At 67.3% G+C, this 17,989-nt stretch carries 12 protein-coding genes, 1 tRNA gene and 2 pseudogenes; 7 read left to right on the top strand and 8 right to left on the bottom strand.

The window, feature by feature from the left end; genetic code table 11:
• Nucleotides 1-210: 210 nt before the first annotated feature.
• Entirely contained in the window at nt 211-4,434 is a 4,224-nt protein-coding gene (hrpA, locus tag ACV22Z_RS08710) for an ATP-dependent RNA helicase HrpA (protein WP_448075916.1), read from the bottom strand.
• A 23-nt stretch (nt 4,435-4,457) separates the two neighbouring features.
• On the opposite strand from hrpA, the gene argA reads away from it, so the two are divergent.
• Together argA and ACV22Z_RS08700 are read left to right on the top strand one after the other, a co-directional pair.
• Complete coding sequence (argA, locus tag ACV22Z_RS08705; RefSeq protein ID WP_448075915.1) at nt 4,458-5,837, top strand: amino-acid N-acetyltransferase; 1,380 nt, start codon at nt 4,458-4,460, stop codon at nt 5,835-5,837.
• Nucleotides 5,838-5,887: 50 nt separating this feature from the next.
• Nucleotides 5,888-6,163, top strand: a complete 276-nt coding sequence (locus ACV22Z_RS08700) for an oxidative damage protection protein (RefSeq protein WP_009692666.1) — start codon at nt 5,888-5,890, stop codon at nt 6,161-6,163.
• 124 nt (nt 6,164-6,287) lie between these two features.
• Here ACV22Z_RS08700 and ACV22Z_RS08695 read toward each other — a convergent pair.
• Nucleotides 6,288-6,677: pseudogene (locus ACV22Z_RS08695) on the bottom strand (MFS transporter); the annotation flags it as partial.
• Here ACV22Z_RS08695 and ACV22Z_RS08690 point away from each other — a divergent pair.
• Nucleotides 6,677-7,186: pseudogene (locus ACV22Z_RS08690) on the top strand (LysR substrate-binding domain-containing protein); the annotation flags it as partial. The pseudogenes ACV22Z_RS08695 and ACV22Z_RS08690 overlap by 1 nt on opposite strands.
• A gap of 29 nt (nt 7,187-7,215) precedes the next feature.
• Here the strand turns inward: ACV22Z_RS08690 and ACV22Z_RS08685 are convergent.
• From ACV22Z_RS08685 to ACV22Z_RS08670, 4 genes are all read right to left on the bottom strand, one after another.
• Nucleotides 7,216-8,634, bottom strand: a complete 1,419-nt coding sequence (locus tag ACV22Z_RS08685) for an amino acid permease (RefSeq protein ID WP_448075914.1) — start codon at nt 8,632-8,634, stop codon at nt 7,216-7,218.
• Between the two features lie 93 nt (nt 8,635-8,727).
• On the bottom strand, nt 8,728-9,768 hold the full coding sequence (locus ACV22Z_RS08680; protein WP_448076376.1) for a porin: 1,041 nt from the start codon (nt 9,766-9,768) through the stop codon (nt 8,728-8,730).
• Nucleotides 9,769-9,857: 89 nt separating this feature from the next.
• Nucleotides 9,858-10,244 carry a RidA family protein gene (locus tag ACV22Z_RS08675; protein WP_448075913.1) on the bottom strand — a complete coding sequence of 129 codons (387 nt, stop codon included), beginning with the start codon at nt 10,242-10,244 and terminating at the stop codon, nt 9,858-9,860.
• Between the two features lie 33 nt (nt 10,245-10,277).
• Nucleotides 10,278-11,489: an amino acid aminotransferase gene (locus ACV22Z_RS08670; RefSeq protein ID WP_448075912.1), complete on the bottom strand. Its 1,212-nt coding sequence runs from the start codon at nt 11,487-11,489 to the stop codon at nt 10,278-10,280.
• 226 nt (nt 11,490-11,715) lie between these two features.
• Between ACV22Z_RS08670 and ACV22Z_RS08665 the strand changes: the two genes are divergently transcribed.
• From ACV22Z_RS08665 to ACV22Z_RS08655, 3 genes are all read left to right on the top strand, one after another.
• Complete coding sequence (locus tag ACV22Z_RS08665) at nt 11,716-12,198, top strand: Lrp/AsnC family transcriptional regulator (RefSeq protein WP_448075911.1); 483 nt, start codon at nt 11,716-11,718, stop codon at nt 12,196-12,198.
• A gap of 83 nt (nt 12,199-12,281) precedes the next feature.
• Nucleotides 12,282-12,356: transfer RNA gene (locus ACV22Z_RS08660), tRNA-Val, on the top strand.
• A 354-nt stretch (nt 12,357-12,710) separates the two neighbouring features.
• Nucleotides 12,711-14,030 (top strand): MFS transporter, encoded by a 1,320-nt coding sequence (locus tag ACV22Z_RS08655; RefSeq protein ID WP_448075910.1) that lies wholly within the window; start codon nt 12,711-12,713, stop codon nt 14,028-14,030.
• A 133-nt stretch (nt 14,031-14,163) separates the two neighbouring features.
• On the opposite strand, the gene ACV22Z_RS08650 is transcribed toward ACV22Z_RS08655, so the two are convergent.
• Nucleotides 14,164-15,051, bottom strand: coding sequence for a LysR family transcriptional regulator (locus ACV22Z_RS08650; RefSeq protein ID WP_448075909.1), 888 nt, complete (start codon nt 15,049-15,051; stop codon nt 14,164-14,166).
• 100 nt (nt 15,052-15,151) lie between these two features.
• Here ACV22Z_RS08650 and ACV22Z_RS08645 point away from each other — a divergent pair, with 100 nt between their 5' ends.
• Nucleotides 15,152-16,372 carry an alpha-hydroxy acid oxidase gene (locus tag ACV22Z_RS08645; RefSeq protein WP_448075908.1) on the top strand — a complete coding sequence of 407 codons (1,221 nt, stop codon included), beginning with the start codon at nt 15,152-15,154 and terminating at the stop codon, nt 16,370-16,372.
• Between the two features lie 183 nt (nt 16,373-16,555).
• Here ACV22Z_RS08645 and ACV22Z_RS08640 read toward each other — a convergent pair whose 3' ends face one another.
• Nucleotides 16,556-17,950, bottom strand: a complete 1,395-nt coding sequence (locus ACV22Z_RS08640) for an aspartate aminotransferase family protein (RefSeq protein ID WP_448075907.1) — start codon at nt 17,948-17,950, stop codon at nt 16,556-16,558.
• Nucleotides 17,951-17,989 lie beyond the last annotated feature (39 nt).

Raw genomic sequence — 17,989 nt, 5'->3', positions numbered from 1 at the left:
GGTCCGAGCGCCGCGTTCCCGCAACCATGAAAATCTTTCTTGGGGCCGGCCACCAGAAGGGCCCGATCGCAGCGTCATGCTCGCCGCCCTCACTGCCCTCACTGCCCTCGCTGCCCTCACTGCCAATGCGCCCGGTATTCGCTTCGCCCCATTCCTTGCGCGCGACCGTTCCGGCGGTCAGCGCAAGCCCGTTATCAGCGGGAACAGGCCTTAGCGCTGCATCGACTCCCAGACCTTGTACAGCCGCTTGACCGACACCGGCATCGGCGTGCGCAGCTCCTGCGCGAACAGCGAGATCCGCAGCTCCTCGAGCAGCCAGCGGAATTCCGCGAGCCGCGCATCGGCCACGCCGCCGCGCTGCGACACCGCGCGCTGGTACTGCTGCACGAGCGGCTGCAGCTCCGCGAACTGCTTCGCGTCGCGGGCCGGATCGGCCTTCAGCTTGTCGATCCGCAGCGCGATCCCCTTCAGGTAGCGCGGGAAGTGCGCAAGCTGCGCGTACGGCGTGTCGATCACGAAGCGCTTGCCGACGAGCGCGGCGAGCTGCTGCTGCAGGTCCGCATGCGCGGACGCGAACGGCTTCGCCTGCGCGAGCTTTTTCGCCAGCCCCGCATATTCGGCGAGGATCTGCCCGACGAGCCGCGCGATCTCCTGCGCGAGCAGGTTCAGGCGGCTGCGGCCCTCGTCGCGGCGCGCGTGGAAGCTCGCGTCGTCGTCGGGCAGCGGATCCTGCAGGCACGCGCGATCGAGCGCGGTGTCGATCACCTGGTCGCGCAGCTCGTCCTGCGTGCCGAGCGACATGTACTGCATCGCCATCTCGCGCAGGCCCGGCAGGTTCTTCTCCAGGTACTTGATCGGCTCCTTCAGCTGCAGCGCGAACAGCCGCCGCAGCCCCGCGCGATGGATGCGCGCGGCCTCCTCCGGCGAATCGAACACCTCGACGTCGCAATGCGTGCCGCGGTCGACGAGCGCCGGGTAGCCGTACAGCGTCTGCCCGCGCCGGCGGATTTCCAGCAGCTCGGGCAGCTTGCCGAAGTTCCACGTCGTCAGGTTCTCGTAGAGCGCCGTCGCGCCTGCGTCGGCCGGCGCGGGCGCGGGCGGCGGCACGCCCTTCCCGCTCTTGCCCCCCTTGCCGGTGCCGGCAGCAGCGGACAGCGCGGCGGACGATGCAGCAGACGGGGCCACATCGGCGTCGCCGCCGGCCGTGATCGTCGCCGCGGCGGCGATCTTCTGGAACTGCTGCTGCGCCTGTGCGCCGAGCTCCTGGCGAAGCTGCGCGAGATTGCGCCCCATCGCGAGCTGACGGCCGTGCTCGTCGATCACCTTGAAGTTCATGAACAGGTGCGCGGCCAGCGTCTCGAGCTTGAAGTCGCTCGTCTTCATCGCGACCTGCGTTTCATTGCGCACGTCGGCGATCAGCGCCTCGACGAGCCCGCCCGCACCAAACCGCTCGCGGCCCGTGCGCTCGACGAAGCCGGCCGCGTACTCGGGCAGCGGCACACAGTGACGGCGCAGCTTCTGCGGCAGCGATTTCAGCAGCAACTGCACCTTTTCCTTCAGCATCCCCGGCACGAGCCACTCGCAGCGGCGCGCATCGACCTGGTTCAGCGCGTAGAGCGGCACTGCGAGCGTCACGCCGTCGCGCGGCGCGCCCGGCTCGAAGTGGTACGTGAGCGCCATCTCGACACCCGCCATCGTCGCGCGCTTCGGGAACAGCTCGGTCGTCACGCCCGCCGCCTCGTGACGCATCAGGTCGTCGCGCGACAGGTACAACAGGCGCGGCTTGTCTTCCGGCTGGCCCGACTTCTTCACCTCGTCGCGATACCAGCGCTCGAACGCGACGCCCGTGTGGATCCCTTCCGGAATCGCCTGGTCGTAGAACGCGTGGATCAGCTCGTCGTCGACCAGCACGTCCTGCCGGCGCGACTTGTGCTCGAGCTGCTCGATGTCGGCGAGCAGCTTGCGGTTGTGCGCGAAGAACGCGAGCTTCGTGTCGAACTCGCCGTCGACGAGCGCACCGCGGATGAACAGCTCGCGCGCGCGCGCCGGATCCTGCTTGCCGAACGCGACACGCCGCCGGTGGTAGACGGGCAGCCCGTACAGCGTCGCGCGCTCGAACGCGCTCACCTGCGCCGGGCGCTTTTCCCAGTGCGGCTCGGACAGAGATTTCTTCAGCAGGTGCGCGCCGACCTTCTCGATCCATTCGGGCTCGATCTTCGCGAGGCAGCGCGCGTACAGCCGGCTCGTCTCGACGAGTTCGGCCGCCATCACCCAGCGCCCCGCCTTCTTCGCGAGCGCCGAGCCCGGCCACAGGAAGAACTTGATCCCGCGCGCGCCGAGGTAGTGCGGCTCGTCCTCGGCCTTCAGGCCGAGGTTGCCGAGCAGGCCCGTCAACAGGGCCAGATGGACCTGCTCGTAGGTCGCGTCGGCTTCGTTCAGGCGCCAGCCATGCTCGCGCACGACGGTCAGCAGCTGCGAATGCACGTCGCGCCATTCGCGCAGGCGCAGGTGCGACAGGAAATTCTGCCGGCACGCGTCGATCAGCTGGCGGTTCGACTTCTTGTGCGCAACCGCGTCCTCGAACCACGCCCAGATCTTCAGCCACTGCAGGAACTCGGAGCGCTCGTCGGCGAACCGGCGGTGCGCCTGGTCGGCCTGCTCCTGCGCGTCGATCGGCCGGTCGCGCGGGTCCTGCACGGACAGCGCGCTCGCGATGATCAGCACTTCGCGCAGCGACTGCTGGTCGCGCGCGCCGAGGATCATCCGGCCGACCCGCGGATCGAGCGGCAAGCGCGCAAGCTCGCGGCCGAGCGGCGTCAGCGCGTTGTCGTCGTCGACCGCGCCGAGTTCGTTCAGCAGCTGGTAGCCGTCCGCGATCGCGCGGCCCGGCGGCGGCTCGAGGAACGGGAATGCCTCGATCGCCGTCAGGTGCAGCGACTTCATCCGCAGGATCACCGACGCGAGCGACGAGCGCAGGATTTCCGGATCGGTGAAGCGCGCACGCGCCTGGTAATCCGTTTCTTCATACAGGCGGATGCAGATGCCGTCCGCCACCCGGCCGCAGCGGCCCGCGCGCTGGTTCGCGGCGGCCTGCGAGATCGACTCGACCTGCAGCTGCTCGACCTTGTTCCGGTACGAATAGCGTTTCACGCGCGCCAGGCCCGTATCGACGACGTAGCGGATGCCCGGCACCGTCAGCGACGTCTCGGCGACGTTCGTCGCGAGCACGATGCGGCGCGCGTTCGACGGCTTGAACACCTTGTCCTGCTCGGCCGCGGACAGCCGCGCGAACAGCGGCAGGATCTCGGTGTGCGGCGGGTGATGCTTGCGCAGCGCCTCGGCCGCGTCGCGGATCTCGCGTTCGCCGGGCAGGAACACGAGCACGTCGCCCGAACCTTCGCGGCACAGCTCGTCGACCGCGTCGACGATCGCGTCCATCAGGTCGCGCTCGGCTTCGCGCGCGGTCTTCACGCGGTCGCGGCTTGCCGTGCCCTCGGCGTTCTTCACGGCCGGACGGTCCTCGGCCACCGGGCGGTAGCGCATCTCGACCGGATACAGCCGGCCGCTCACCTCGATCACCGGCGCCGGCCGTTCCTCGCTGCCGAAATGGCGCGCGAAGCGGTCGGCGTCGATCGTCGCGGACGTGACGATCAGCTTCAGGTCCGGGCGCTTCGGCAGGATCTGCTTCAGGTAGCCGAGCAGGAAGTCGATGTTCAGGCTGCGCTCGTGCGCCTCGTCGATGATCAGCGTGTCGTACGCTTTCAGCAGCGGGTCGGTCTGCGTCTCGGCGAGCAGGATCCCGTCCGTCATCAGCTTGACGGACGCGCCCGGCGCGAGATTGTCGGTGAAGCGCACCTTGTAGCCGACCACTTCGCCGAACGGCGTGCCGAGCTCCTCGGCGATGCGGCGGCCGGTCGACGACGCGGCGAGCCGGCGCGGCTGCGTATGGCCGATCAGGCCCGTGCCGCCCGCGCCGAGGCCGCGGCCAAGCGCGAGACAGATCTTCGGCAACTGCGTGGTCTTGCCGGAGCCCGTCTCGCCGCAGACGATGACAACCTGATGACCGGCGATCGCGCGGGCGATTTCGTCGCGCTTGCCCGACACCGGCAGGCTTTCCGGGAACGTGATCGGCGGGACGGGGTTAGGTGTGACGGCTGCACGCGGCGAGCGCTCGCGGCGCGGCGGGCGCGCGTCCGGCGCGGCGGACTCGCGCGGCGCGTCGCGCCGTTCCCGTTGCGGCTCGCGCTGTGGCTGGCGCTGCGGCTGGCCCTGCGACTCGCTGCGTCGTTCGCGTTGCGGCCCGCCCTGCGGATTGCCGGTCGGCGTGCGTGGCGTCTGGCCCTCGGACTGGCGCGCGTCGGCTGCACCATCCGGGTGCCGGCCCGACGGCGCGTTGGCCCGCGTCGGCGCGGGACTTTTAGGTACATTCGACATGGGGGCGCATTATAATCCCGGCCATGAATTCCCAAACCGACCTCCCCCCCGCCCAGTCCGGCGCCGCGCCCCCCGCGGCCCCCGACGATTCGGACGCCAGCCACGCCCAGTTCGTGGACTGGATGCGATCCGTCGCGCCCTATATCCACAAGTTTCGCAACAACACGTTCGTCGTCGGCTTCGGCGGCGAGGTCGTTCAGCAGGGGCTCCTCAACGCACTGGTGTCCGACATCGCGCTGCTGCAGGCGATGGGCATCCAGATCGTGCTCGTGCACGGTTCGCGGCCGCAGGTCGAGGAGCAGCTGAACCTGCATGGTGTCGAATCCGAGTTTTCGCACGGGCTGCGCATCACCGATGCGCGCGCGCTCGAATCCGCGAAGGAAGCGGCCGGCGAAGTGCGTCTCGACATCGAGGCCGCGATCAGCCAGGGCCTGCCGAACTCGCCGATGGCGCACGCGCACATCAGCGTCGTGTCCGGCAACTTCGTGACGGCGCGGCCGGTCGGGATCCTCGACGGGGTCGATTTCGCGCATACGGGCATCGTGCGCAAGATCGACGCCGAATCGATCCGCCATTCGCTCGCGAGCCGCAAGCTCGTGCTGCTGTCGCCGCTCGGCTTCTCGCCGACGGGCGAGGCATTCAACCTGTCGATGGAAGACGTCGCGTCGGCTGCGGCGATCGCGCTGCGCGCCGACAAGATCGTGTTCCTGACCGACGGGCCCGGCATCGTCGACGACGAAGGCGAGCTGATCCGCGAAATGTCGCTCGACGCGGCGGCCGATCTGCTCGACTCCGGAAACGTCCAGGGCGACGACGCGTTCTTCCTGAAACACTCGATCCGCGCGTGCCGCGGCGGCGTGACCCGCGCGCACCTGATTCCGCAGTCGCTCGACGGCAGCATGCTGCTCGAACTGTTCCTGCACGACGGCGTCGGCACGATGATCTCGTACGAGAACCTCGAGAGCCTGCGCGAGGCGACGCCGGACGACGTCGGCGGCATCCTGTCGCTGATCGAGCCGCTCGAGACCGACGGCACGCTGGTGCGCCGCGGCCGCCACCAGATCGAACGCGACATCGACCACTTCTCGGTGATCGAGCACGACGGCGTGCTGTTCGGCTGCGCGGCGCTGTATCCGTACCAGCAGGAGAAGATCGGCGAGATGGCGTGCCTGACCGTCGCGCCCGAGGCGCAAGGCTCCGGCGACGGCGAGCGGCTGCTCAAGCGCGTCGAGCAACGCGCGCGGGCGCGCGGCCTCACGCACATCTTCGTGCTCACGACGCGCACCGAGCACTGGTTCCTCAAGCGCGGCTTCGTCAAGGCAAACGTCGACGATCTGCCGGAGGACCGCCGCAAACTCTATAACTGGCAGCGCAAGTCGCTCGTGCTGATGAAGCAGCTCTGAGCGCAGGCACGACTGCCCTCCCCCCAGACCGATTACAGGAGAAGTACACGATGGCTCGAATGATCCAATGCGCGAAGCTCGGCAAGGAAGCTGAAGGTCTCGATTTCCCGCCGCTGCCGGGCGAGCTCGGCAAGCGCATTTACGAAAGCGTGTCGAAGGAAGCCTGGCAGGGCTGGCTCAAGCAGCAGACGATGCTGATCAACGAGAACCGCCTGAACATGGCCGACCCGCGCGCGCGCCAGTACCTGATGAAGCAGACCGAGAAGTACTTCTTCGGCGAAGGCGCGGACCAGGCGTCCGGCTACGTGCCGCCGACGGAAGGCTGACGACACGCGTTCGCGCGCCGGCCCGCGGTCGGCCTCGCGGCGAGAACAAAGCGGCACCGTGCGATTGCACGGTGCCGCTTTCACTTGGGACGGACGAAATCGGCGCGATCGCGTCCCGCGCGACTCACCCTGCCGGCTTCAGTGCACGGCCTTCCTCCGCCTGTGCCGCCCCGCTCGCGGCGGCTTCGGCGCCCCACTCCGCCGCGTCGCTGCGCTCGGCTGTCGACAGCTCGTCCGCGCGATAGCCGGTGCGGTTCAGCAGCGCCAGCATGCAGACGAGCGACACGAACGCATAGAGCCCCGACGCGATCGCGACGCCGACGATGCTGCCCGTCGCGTTGAGGATCGCCTGCGCGAGCACCGGCGTGCCGCCGCCGACGACGAGCGCGCTCAACTGGTCCGCAAGCGACAGCCCCGTATAGCGGACGTTGGCCGAAAACACGCGCGCGAGCACGCCGCCAACCGCCCCGTAGAACATCGCCGACGGGATCGTCGAGATGCACATGCCCGCGACAGGCGGCCGAGGCCGAACGCCTGACGGTGCGCTCGGCGCCCGGCCTCGCGGGCCGGCTGCGGATCGGCTTCGTCCATTCGATGCTGTACCGCGGATTGCCCGATGCGGCGCGGCGCTTCGAGGCCGACTATCCGGGCGTCGAGATCGTGCTGTCGGAAATGAACACGCAGGCGCAGATGCAGGCAGTCCAGCGCGGCCAGATCGACCTCGGCTATGCGCACTGGGGGCACTTTCCGCCCGAGGTCGATTCAACGCCGATCTATGCGGAGCCGTTCGTCTGCTGCCTGCCCGCCGCGCACCGGCTCGCGCGGCGCCGGCAGGTCGCGCTCGTGCCGCGCGTGTTGCAGCAGGTGAAGAGCGAACGGCTCGCATTCCGGCCGCTGAAGGATGGGTCGCTCGAATCGCGCACGTTCGAGCTGAAGCGCAGCGGGACCGCGGAGCCGGTCGCGCTGCGCTTTGCCGACTACCTGCGCGCGTCGATCGGCGCGCTGCCCGCGCTCGCGGGCTGACCGCGGACCCGCTGCTCCCGCTGCTCCCGCTACTCCGCGCCAGGCTGCAGCACCGGCTGCGCGCGCCGGTACCAGACGCCGTACACGACGGACAGCACGGCAAGGAACGGGATGCCGAAGATCAGCGTCATTTGGAATTCCGGCGTGAAATACGTCGTCACCATCACCGCGAGCATCAGGCCCGCGCCGAGCAGCGTCAGCAGCGGAAAGCCGCGCATCCGGAACGCGGGCGGCGGCAGGCCGTTCGCGCTCCGGCGGCGCCGGAAGAAATAATGCGTGACGAAGATCATCATCCACGTGAACAGCGCGCCGAACATCGACACCGCCATCATGATCGTGAACGATGCATCCGGATACAGCACGCTCAGGACCGTCGCGAGCGCGATGCCGAGTGTCGACAGCATCAGCGCGCCGAGCGGCACGCCGCGCGCGTTCACTTCACCGAGCGCCTTCGGTGCGTGGCCCGCCCGCGACAGGCTGAACATCATCCGCGTCGTGATATAGAGCTGGCTGTTCATCGCGGACAGCGCGGCGATCAGCACGACGAAGTTGATCAGCCCCGCGGCACCAGGCAAGTGGATCGCCTCCATCACCTTGACGAACGGGCTCTCGTCCCGCCCGGCCGCCGTCCACGGCACGATCGCGAGCATCAGCGCGAGCGTCACGAGATAGAACAGCACGAGCCGCACGATCGTCGAGCGGAACGCATGCGTGACCGCCCGTTCGGGATCCTGCGCTTCGCCGGCCGCCACCGCAATCATCTCGATGCTCAGGTAGCTGAAGATCGACACGATGACGGCCACCCACATCCCCCATACGCCTTTCGGGAAGAAGCCGCCACGATCGACGTAGTGATGAAAGCCCGCCCGCGCCGCGCCGCCGCCGACCAGTTCCGGATTGCCGAACACGACGTACGCGCCGAGCAGGATGAAACCGACGATCGCCGCGATCTTCACCACCGAGAACGCGTATTCGACGGAGCCGAACACGTCGACGCTGCGCGCGTTGACGAACACGAGCAGCGCCGAGAAGCCGACGATCCACAGCCAGCCCGGCACGCCCGGGAACCAGTACTTCATGTACAGCGCGATCGCGGTCACTTCGGTGCCGACCGCGAGCACGATGCACGCCCAGTATGCGTAGCGCACGAGAAAGCCCGCCCACGGGCTCACGTAATGCTCGGCATACGCGCCGAACGAACCGGACGTCGGATGCGCGACCGTCATCTCGGCGAGACAGCCCATCAGCAGCAGCGAGATGAACGCGCCGATCGCATAGCTGACGAGCACGCTCGGGCCGGCGAAGCCGATCGCGAAGCCGCTGCCGAGAAAGAGCCCGGTGCCGATCGCGCCGCCGATCGCGATCATCGCCATCTGGCGCGCGGAAAGCGTGCGGCGCAGGCCCTGCTCGCGCGCCGCGATGTGATGGAATTGCCCTTCTGAATTCATCGAATGACCTCGTTCGAAATCGATTGTCGTCGCGAAACCGTGGCGGCGCGGGGCGCCTGACGGAGCGGCCGCCATGCGCCACACGCCGCGCACTCAGAACATGTGGCGCAGGCCGAGCGCGACGCCCGTCTGGTTGCCGCGGCCCGGCATTTCGGTGAACGCACCGCCCGACACCTTGTTGTAGTCGACCGTCGCATAGACCTGCGTCGCCTTCGACAGCGCATACTCGGCTTCCAGCACGCCCGTGTAGCGCTTGCCGCCGTTGCCGGCGACGCCGTTCACGTTCCTGATGTCGTCGTAGTAGACCACGCCTGTCACCGATACGGCAGGCGTGAACTGATAATTGGCGCCCGTATAGAAGATCCGGTCGCGGCGCGGGTTGTCGGCGAACGAGCCGTAGGCCACCTGACGGTTCGGCGCGTTCAGCAGCGCCTCGTCGAGCACGCCCGAACGGTCCGCGCCGCCGAGATAGCCCGCGTACAGCGTCGCCGCGCCGAACGCGTAGCGCGCGCCCGCACCCCACGCCTGCTGCGCGCGGCTGTTCGTGTCCCGAACCTGCTGGTAGGTCGCGCCGACCATCAGCCCGCCGAGCGTGTACGACACGTGCGTGCCCCAGTACGCGTTCGCGCTCATGCTGCCTGCGACGCCGCCGAAGCCGTAGCTCGCGCCGACGTTCACCCCGCCGAACGTGCCGTCGTAGCTGACGACGTTGCTCGCGCGGCCCTGCGTGAGGAAGTACGCCCACATGTTCGCCGTATAGTTGCCGACCGTAAGCGGATCGAGATCGCCGAACAGGTTGAATGCCTCGGTCGCCTGCCGGCCGAGCTTGACCGTTCCCCAGTCGCTCGACAGCCCCACGTATGCGTAGCGGCCGAACAACGCGCCGTCGACCTGCCCGTTCTGCGGCTCGAAGCCGCTTTCGAGCTGGAAGATCGCCTTCAGTCCGCCGCCGAGCGCCTCGCTGCCCTTCAGGCCCCAGCGGCTGTTCGTGATCGCGCCGTTGGTCATTTGCACGCTGGCTTCGTTCGATGCGTTCGCGTGCGTCGTGTAGCGGACGCTCTGGTCGACGATCCCGTACAGCGTGACGCTGCTTTGCGCAAGCGCGCTGCCCGATGCGAGCAGGCCTGCAATCATTTGCACTGCAAATCGATGATGCTTTTCCAACTTCTCCTCCAGTCCTTGTTGTCGTGATGTGTGTGGGGTAATGCGGTTGCCGTCTCGCGCTACGCGCGCGGCGGCGGCAGCGCGACGTAGGCGACGAGTTCGACGCGCATCGCCGGATGCGCGAAGCCCTGCACGCCGACGCACGTGCGGTTCGGGTACGGCTCGCGGAAATGACGCCGGTATTCGGCATCGAATTCGGGCATGTCCTTCACGTCGGACAGGTAGACGAGCACCTGCGCGACGTCGCCCATCGTCGCGCCAGCGGCCGCCACCGCCTTCGCGAGGTTCGACAGCGTGACGCGCGCCTGATCGGCCATCGTGTCGCCGGCAATCGCGCCGGCCGCGTCGACCGGGCCGTGGCCCGTAAACATCAGGCCGCCCGCGCGGGTCGCCCATGAAAACGGCTGGCCGAGCTTCGGCAGGTCGACCGGAATCAGTTCTGGCATCGTGAACTCCGTTTCTGGTGTCGAACGATCCGCTCAGGCCGCATCGCGCATGGCGCCGAGCACGTCGGCGATTGCGTTCGCGACACGGTCGACGTTCGCGTCGTTCAGGCCCGCGAGGCACATCCGGCCCGAGCGCAGCAGATACACGCCGTGCGCTTCGCGCAGCCGGTCGACATCGGCCGCGCCGATGCCCGTGTAGCTGAACATTCCGCGCTGCGTGACGAGCGCGTCGAACGCGCGGCCCGGCAGCCGCGCATCGAGCCGCGCCTTCAGCGCGCCGCGCATCCGCTTGATGCGCGCGCGCACGCCGGCGACCTCTTCCTCCCAGCGCGCGCGCAACGCGTCGTCGTTCAGTACCGTCGCGACGAGCTGCGCGCCGAACAGCGGCGGGCTCGAATAGGTGCGGCGCACGCCGGCCTGCATCTGGCTCAGCACGGTCGCCGCCTCGCCCGCGCTCGCGCAGACGACCGACAGGCCGCCGACGCGCTCGCCGTACAGCGAAAAGTTCTTCGAGAACGAGTTGCCGACGATCACCGGCAGCCCGGCGTCGGTCATCGCGCGCACGGCCCACGCGTCGTCGGCAAGACCGTCGCCAAAGCCCTGGTAGGCCATGTCGAGGAACGGAATCAGCCGGCGCCGCGCGAGCACGTCGATCACCGCGCGCCACGCGTCGCGGCTCAGGTCGAGACCCGTCGGGTTGTGACAGCACGGCTGCAGCAGCACGACGCTGCGCGCGGGCAGCGCGTCGAGCGTTGCAAGCATTGCATCGACGCGAAGGCCGTTGGTCTGCGCGTCGTAGTACGGATATTCATGCACGTCGAGACCCGCCGCCGAAAAGATCACGCGGTGGTTGTCCCAGGTCGGATCGCTGATCCAGACCGCGCTGTCCGGGAAATATCGCTTGATGAACTCCGCGCCGAGCCGGATCGCGCCGGACCCGCCGAGCGTCTGCAGCGTCGCGATGCGCCCTTGCGCCAGCGCCGCGCAGTCGGCGCCGAACACGAGACGCTGTACGCCCTGCCGGTAGGCGGCGAGACCTTCCATCGGCAGATAGGTGTGCGGCGCGCCGGCGGTGCGCAAGCGCTCGGCCGCGATCCGCGTGCTGTCGAGCACCGGAATCTTGCCCGCGTCGTCGTAGTAGAGGCCGATGCTGAGATTGACCTTGTGCGGATGCGCATCCTGCTGGAATGCCTGGAACAGCGACAGGATCGGATCGCCCGGATAGGCGGGAATGTGATCGAACATGACGGGAAGACGATTGAGGTTGGAAGGGGTCGCTGCGCGTTTCGCCGCATTCAGCCGCACCGGCCGGCGACGCTTGCGCATCCGGCGGCGCGATCGACGTGCGGTTGACGTATGAGCGGCATGTTATCGAGGACGAAATAGAATGAGCTTCATATTTCGATGACGATTCCCGTCGTTTGCAGTAGAGTCTGCGACACCCATCTCAAAATCTCACGGAATCTGCGACATGCACCTCGACCGAACCGACATGCGGATCCTGCGGCAGCTCGAGCGGGACGGACGGATCAGCAACCAGGACCTCGCGAACGCCGTCGCGCTGTCGCCGTCCGCGTGCCTGCGGCGCGTGAAACTGCTCGAGGAGCGCGGCGCAATTGCCGGCTACCGCTGCACGATCGAGCCGAAGGCGGTCGGGGTCGCCTTCGAGGCGCTCGTGCACGTGTCGATGCGGCCGGACGTGCCCGAGTGGCACGACCGGTTCGTCGACGCGATCCGGCAGTGGCCGGAGGTGGTGTCCGCGCAGATCGTCACGGGCGGCTCGAACTACGTGCTGACGGTGCGGGCACGCGACCTCGACCACTACTCCGATTTCGTGATCAACAAGCTGCACCGCGCGACGGGCGTGATGTCGATCAATTCGAGCATCGTGCTCGCGACGCTCAAGCGCGACGGGTCGATCCTCGACCTGATCGAGCCGTCCGCGGGCGGCTGACGGACTTGTGCGAAGGTCAGGAAAAAAATTTGCAGAAAGTGCTTTACGAACCCGAAAAGCTCTGACATAATTTCATCTTCTTCGGGCGGTTAGCTCAGCGGTAGAGCACTGCCTTCACACGGCAGGGGTCACTGGTTCGATCCCAGTACCGCCCACCAGGATTCATCGGTGTGTGTGCCCGAAAGAACAAAGGCCCTCTGGCGAAAGCCGAGGGCCTTTTTCTTTTCCCGGCCCCGAGAACCTCACTCCGAACGTGCCCAGGCGAAATCACCGGGCACGACGGCCCGCAGGCACATCAAGTATTGGACGAACAGGCGCGACGCGCGCCACGCCAATGGCGGCTCGCCGCCCTCGCCCTTTCAGACTTTCCATAAAGCGAACAGACTTGTTCCGGTTATTTCGCTTTCTGCCGATCGCTGCCGCCCTTACCCTTGCTGCACCCGATTGCGAGCGTCTCGCCCGCCGCTGGCACTCGCGCGGGCCATGAAGACAATCGAAACCGGAGACCTTACGTGTCGCAAGTCCGTCCCCTTGCAACTGCCCCCGACGTCCGGCAAGCCGGAACCTTCACCCGGCTTCGCTCGATTTTCAGCGGATCGGTCGGCAACCTCATCGAGTACTACGACTGGTACGTGTATTCGGCCTTCTCGCTGTATTTCGCCAAGGTGTTCTTTCCGAACGGCAGCCAGACAGCGCAGCTGCTCAATACCGCGGCCATCTTCGCCGTCGGTTTCATCATGCGGCCGATCGGCGGCTGGCTGGTCGGCATGTACGCGGATCGCAAGGGTCGCAAGGCGGCGTTGCTCGTCTCGGTGCTGGCCATGTGCATGGGCTCGCTGATCATCGGCCTGACGCCGGGCTACAACAGCATCGGCCTGGCTGCGCCCGTTCTGCTGGTGCTCGCGCGGCTGCTGCAGGGCCTGAGCCTGGGCGGCGAATACGCGAGCTCGGCCACCTATCTGAGCGAAATGGCCGACAAGACGAACCGCGGCTTCTATTCCAGCTTCCTGTTCGCGACGCTGTCGCTCGGCCAGCTGCTGGCCATGGCGGTGCTGGTGATGCTGCAGCAGTTCTTCCTGAGCACCGCGCAGCTCGAGAGCTGGGGCTGGCGCATTCCGTTCCTGATCGGATCGCTGATGGCCTGCGTTGCGATCTTCCTGCGCCGCAATATGGAAGAAACGGAATCGTTCGAGCAGCACCGGCACAGCAAGCGCCGCCAGGCGTCCGTTGCGCAACTGCTCAGGCACAAGCGCGAATGCCTGATCGTCGCGGGCCTGACGCTCGGCGGCACGGTCGCGTTCTACGCGTATACGACTTACATGCAGAAATTCCTCGTCAACAGCGCAGGCATGAGCAAAGCGGACGCGTCGATGGTATCGGTGATCAGCCTGCTGTTCTTCGTGCTGGTGCAACCGGTGTTCGGCGGCCTGTCGGATCGGGTCGGCCGCCGCCCGCTGCTGATCGCCTTCGGCGTGCTCGGCACGCTCTGCACCGTACCGATCTTCCAGGCACTGCAGACGGTCGAGACCATCGGGAGCGCGCTCGTGCTGATCTCGGCCGCGCTGCTGATCGTCAGCCTGTATTCGTCCGTCAGCGCGGTGGCCAAGGCCGAATTGTTTCCGGTCGGCATCCGCGCGCTCGGCGTGGGCCTGCCCTATGCGATCACGGTCTCCCTGTTCGGCGGCACGGCCGAGTACATCGCGCTGTGGACCAAAAGCATCGGACACGAAACCTGGTTCTTCTGGTACGTGTCCGCGTGCGTGCTGGTGTCGCTGCTGTGCTACCTGTGGATGCCCGACCCCAAGCAAGTCTCCTGCATCGATCAGGATTGAATCCGGATCACGGCAGGCGGCGCGCGAACCCGACGCATGCGCAGACGTCGCCTGTCCGATCCTGTCGATCACCGCGCCGCGTCCGCCCGAAGCGAAAGGCAGCACGTTCGCCTGACGCGCGACACCGCCCCGGTCAGCGAAAATCGGCGTGCTGCCGCACCAGCGACAGCATCGACGGAATCAGCCCGCGCATGTCGCCGCGCCGCCACTGGAACGCATAGTGAAGCGGCGACAACGGCGGTTCGCTCGTCAACTGCACGAGGCCGCTGCCCGTTCGCGCAGCGGCCCAATCGGCGGGCAGGAAGCCGATGCCGACGCCTTCGCGCAGCATGCCGGCCACCGCACTCCAGTTGTTGCAGGTCACGCGTCGAGGATGGTCGATGCCGCGGGTCAGCAGCCATTCGTCGAGGATGCGCGTGACCCCCGATCCGGACGGCAGGATGACGAGCGCATGGCTCGCGATCAACGCCGGCGTCAGCGTGCGCTCGCCGCCGACCAGCTTGTCGGCAGCCATCCAGGCGAACCGGGCTTCCGCCACCGGCTGCGACAGGATGCTGCCGCGCGACGAACGGCCCGCGACCACCGCAAAGTCCAGTTCCCCCGAATCCACCTTCTCCTCAAGTGCCGCGCCGACGTCGACGTACGGCTCCAGCATCAGCTTCGGATGCAGCTTTTGCACGGCCGCGACGAAACGAGGCAGCCAGGTCAGCGCCGACAGCTCGCCGACGCCGAAGCGCAGGCGGCCGGTCAACCCCTGGTCGTTCGAGAACGCATCCTGCAGCGCCGCCACGGACTCGAGCACCCGGACCGCGGCCGGCAGCAGCGTTTCACCGTCCTCGGTCAACACCGCCCGGTGGCCGCTACGGTCGAACAACATGCGCCCGATCGCCTGTTCCAGTTCGTTGATGCGCTTGGACAACGACGAGATCGACAGGTGCAGGCGCTGCGCCGCGGTCGAGAAATTCGCGCATGTCGCCGCCCAGTAGAAGGCGTCGAGTTGCTTGAGCGTGGGAGTGGTCATGTTTATTCGCTTTTATCGAACGATATCCTTTAAAGATTATCGCTTTTTATCGATACACCGGGTGCATAGAATGACCGTGTCGATTCAGGAAAGCGCATAGATGACCACCATTCCCCTCCCGATCCCGGAAGCAAGCCGGCCCGAGGCCGGCACTGGCAAGCCGCCGCGCACGCTGCAGCACGTACTGAGCCTGCACGATTTCGAGGCCAAGGCGCGTCGCATCCTGCCGCGCCCGATCTTCGGTTACGTCAGCGGCGCAGCGGAAGACAACTGCACGCGTGACGACAACCGTGCGGTGTTCGACGAATACGGCCTCATCACCCGCGTGCTGCGCAACGTTTCCCAACGGCAGCAGAGCGTCGAACTGTTCGGACGACGCTATACGTCGCCGTTCGGCGTCGCGCCGATGGGCATCCATGCCCTGTCGGCGTATCGCGGCGACATCGTGCTCGCGCGTGCGGCGCAGTGCGCGGGAATCCCGTCGATCATGAGCGGCTCGTCGCTGATCCCGCTGGAAGACGTTGCCGCGGCCGCGCCGGGAACGTGGTTCCAGGCGTACCTTCCGGGCGATGCCAACCGCATCCGCGCGTTGCTCGAGCGCGTCGCGCGCGCGGGCTACCGTACGCTCGTGATCACCGTGGACATTCCGGTGTCCGCCAACCGCGAGAACAACGTGCGCACGGGCTTCTCCACGCCGCTGCGCCCAAGCCCGCGCCTTCTCTGGGACGGACTGACGCGACCGCGTTGGCTGTTGCGCACCTTCGCGCGCACGCTGCTCAGGCACGGCATGCCCCACTTCGAGAATTCCTTTGCAACGCGCGGCGCGCCGATCCTCTCCGCCAACGTGCTGCGCGATTTCTCCGCGCGCGACCACTTCGACTGGACCCACCTGCGGCAGATCCGCCAGCAATGGCAGGGCGACCTGGTGATCAAGGGCATCCTCAGCGTCGACGATGCCGTCACCGCGCGCGACATGGGCGCCGACGGGATCATCCTTTCCAACCACGGTGGCCGCCAGCTGGACGGCGCCATCTCGCCGATGCGAATCCTGCAGGACGTGGTGCAGGCCGTGGGCGCCGATTACCCGGTGATGATCGACAGCGGCTTTCGCCGCGGTGCGGACGTGCTGAAGGCGTTGGCGCTGGGCGCCCGCATGGTGTTCGTCGGACGGCCCTTCAATTACGCCGCGGCCGTGGCAGGCGAAGCGGGTGTTGCGCACGCCATCCGTCTGCTGCGCGAGGAGGTCGACCGGAACATGGCCATGATGGGCGCCAACAGCTGCAGCCAGCTCACACCCGAATGGCTGATCCGCAAACGCTGAGCGCGTCGGACGATATCCAGCCCGTTCGGTGCGGCGTGTGTCATGCCTGCCGTGTCATCGTCGACCGAACGCGTGACGGCATTCGAGCAAGCGCCTTTCGCACTCGAGTGATTCCCGCGCGCACAACCGTTTGCGGCGTGGCCCGGTCCGTCGCGGCAAACGCATGACCGCGCCGCGCACGCTTCAGACGCCCACCCGCTGCGCCGTCGCATCGAATGCGCGCGTCGCCTTCTCGACGATCTCGTCGACCTCGCCTTCGCCGATCACGAGCGGCGGCGACAGCAGCATCCGGTCGCCGGTTGCACGCATGATCAGGTTGCCGTTGAAGCAGAAGTCGCGGCAGATCATGCCGACTTCGCCACCATTGTCGAATCGCACGCGCCGCGCCGGATCGCGCGCAAGCTGAACGCCCGCGACGAGTCCCGCGCCGGCGATCTCGCCGACGAGCGGATGATGCCCAAGCGCATCGCGCAGCCGGCGCTGGAAATACGGCCCGATATCGCGCTTCACGCGCGCGACGATCCCGTCATCGCGCAACAGCTTCAGGTTCGCGATCGCGACTGCCGCCGCGACCGGGTGACCCGAATACGTCATCCCGTGATTGAATTCGCCGTGCTCGATCAGCGCCTGCGCGACCCGGTCGTGCAGCGCGACCGCCCCCATCGGCACATAGCCGCTCGTCAGCCCTTTCGCGAGCGTCATCAGGTCCGGCTCGAAGCCGAAGTGCTGGTGCGCGAACCACTCGCCGGTGCGGCCGAAAGCGCCGATCACTTCGTCCGCGACGAGCAGGATGTCGTACTGGCTGCAGATCCGCTGGATTTCCGGCCAGTACGTCGACGGCGGGAAGATCACGCCGCCCGCGCCCTGGAATGGCTCGCCGATGAACGCGGCCACGTTCTGCGCGCCGAGCTCGAGGATCTTCGCTTCGAGCTGCTGCGCGCGCGCGAGGCCGAACGCTTCGGGCGTCATGCCCGCTTCCGCTTCGCCGAAGAAATACGGCTGGTCGATGTGCGCGACATGCTCGACCTTCGACGACATCTGCTCGTGCATGTAGTCCATCCCGCCGAGCGTCGCGCCCGCGATCGTCGAGCCGTGATAGCCGTTCCTGCGCGAGATCACGAATTTCTTCTGCGGCTTGCCGTGCACGCGCCAGTACTGGTGCACGACGCGTAGCACGGTGTCGTTGCCTTCCGAGCCGCTGTTGCAATAGAAGAAGTGGTTGAAGCCCGGCGGCGCCAGGTCGGCGAGCAGCGCGGAGAGTTCGATCACCGGCGGGTGCGTCGTCTTGAAGAACGTGTTGTAGAACGACAGTTCGCGCATCTGGCGCGCCGCCGCATCGATCAGCTCCGCACGGCCGTAGCCGACGTTCACGCACCACAGGCCCGCCATCCCGTCGATGATCCGGTTGCCGTCCGAATCCCACAGGTAGACGCCGTCGGCCTTCACGATCACGCGGCTGCCTGCGCGGTTGAGCGCGCCCATGTCGGAGAACGGATGAATATGGTGCGCGGCGTCGAGCGCACGATACTGCGCGGTCGTGCGCGGTGCGGCGCTCGAGTGTGCAAGGCGGTCGGTCATGCTGTCCTCCTCGGTTCCTGAATGCCTGGACGTCGCGGC

Source organism: Burkholderia sp. PU8-34, from assembly GCF_053427725.1.
Note: the sequence above shows the minus strand (reverse complement) of the source record. Positions and strands in the feature narration are given on the sequence as shown.

Coding starts and splice junctions, on each gene's coding strand:
- ACV22Z_RS08645 (WP_448075908.1), top strand. CDS start 15,152: ATGACCACCATTCCCCTCCCGATCCCGGAAGCAAGCCGGCCCGAGGCC.
- ACV22Z_RS08700 (WP_009692666.1), top strand. CDS start 5,888: ATGGCTCGAATGATCCAATGCGCGAAGCTCGGCAAGGAAGCTGAAGGT.
- ACV22Z_RS08650 (WP_448075909.1), bottom strand. CDS start 15,051: ATGACCACTCCCACGCTCAAGCAACTCGACGCCTTCTACTGGGCGGCG.
- hrpA (WP_448075916.1), bottom strand. CDS start 4,434: ATGTCGAATGTACCTAAAAGTCCCGCGCCGACGCGGGCCAACGCGCCG.
- ACV22Z_RS08665 (WP_448075911.1), top strand. CDS start 11,716: ATGCACCTCGACCGAACCGACATGCGGATCCTGCGGCAGCTCGAGCGG.
- ACV22Z_RS08670 (WP_448075912.1), bottom strand. CDS start 11,489: ATGTTCGATCACATTCCCGCCTATCCGGGCGATCCGATCCTGTCGCTG.
- ACV22Z_RS08675 (WP_448075913.1), bottom strand. CDS start 10,244: ATGCCAGAACTGATTCCGGTCGACCTGCCGAAGCTCGGCCAGCCGTTT.
- argA (WP_448075915.1), top strand. CDS start 4,458: ATGAATTCCCAAACCGACCTCCCCCCCGCCCAGTCCGGCGCCGCGCCC.
- ACV22Z_RS08640 (WP_448075907.1), bottom strand. CDS start 17,950: ATGACCGACCGCCTTGCACACTCGAGCGCCGCACCGCGCACGACCGCG.
- ACV22Z_RS08685 (WP_448075914.1), bottom strand. CDS start 8,634: ATGAATTCAGAAGGGCAATTCCATCACATCGCGGCGCGCGAGCAGGGC.
- ACV22Z_RS08680 (WP_448076376.1), bottom strand. CDS start 9,768: ATGATTGCAGGCCTGCTCGCATCGGGCAGCGCGCTTGCGCAAAGCAGC.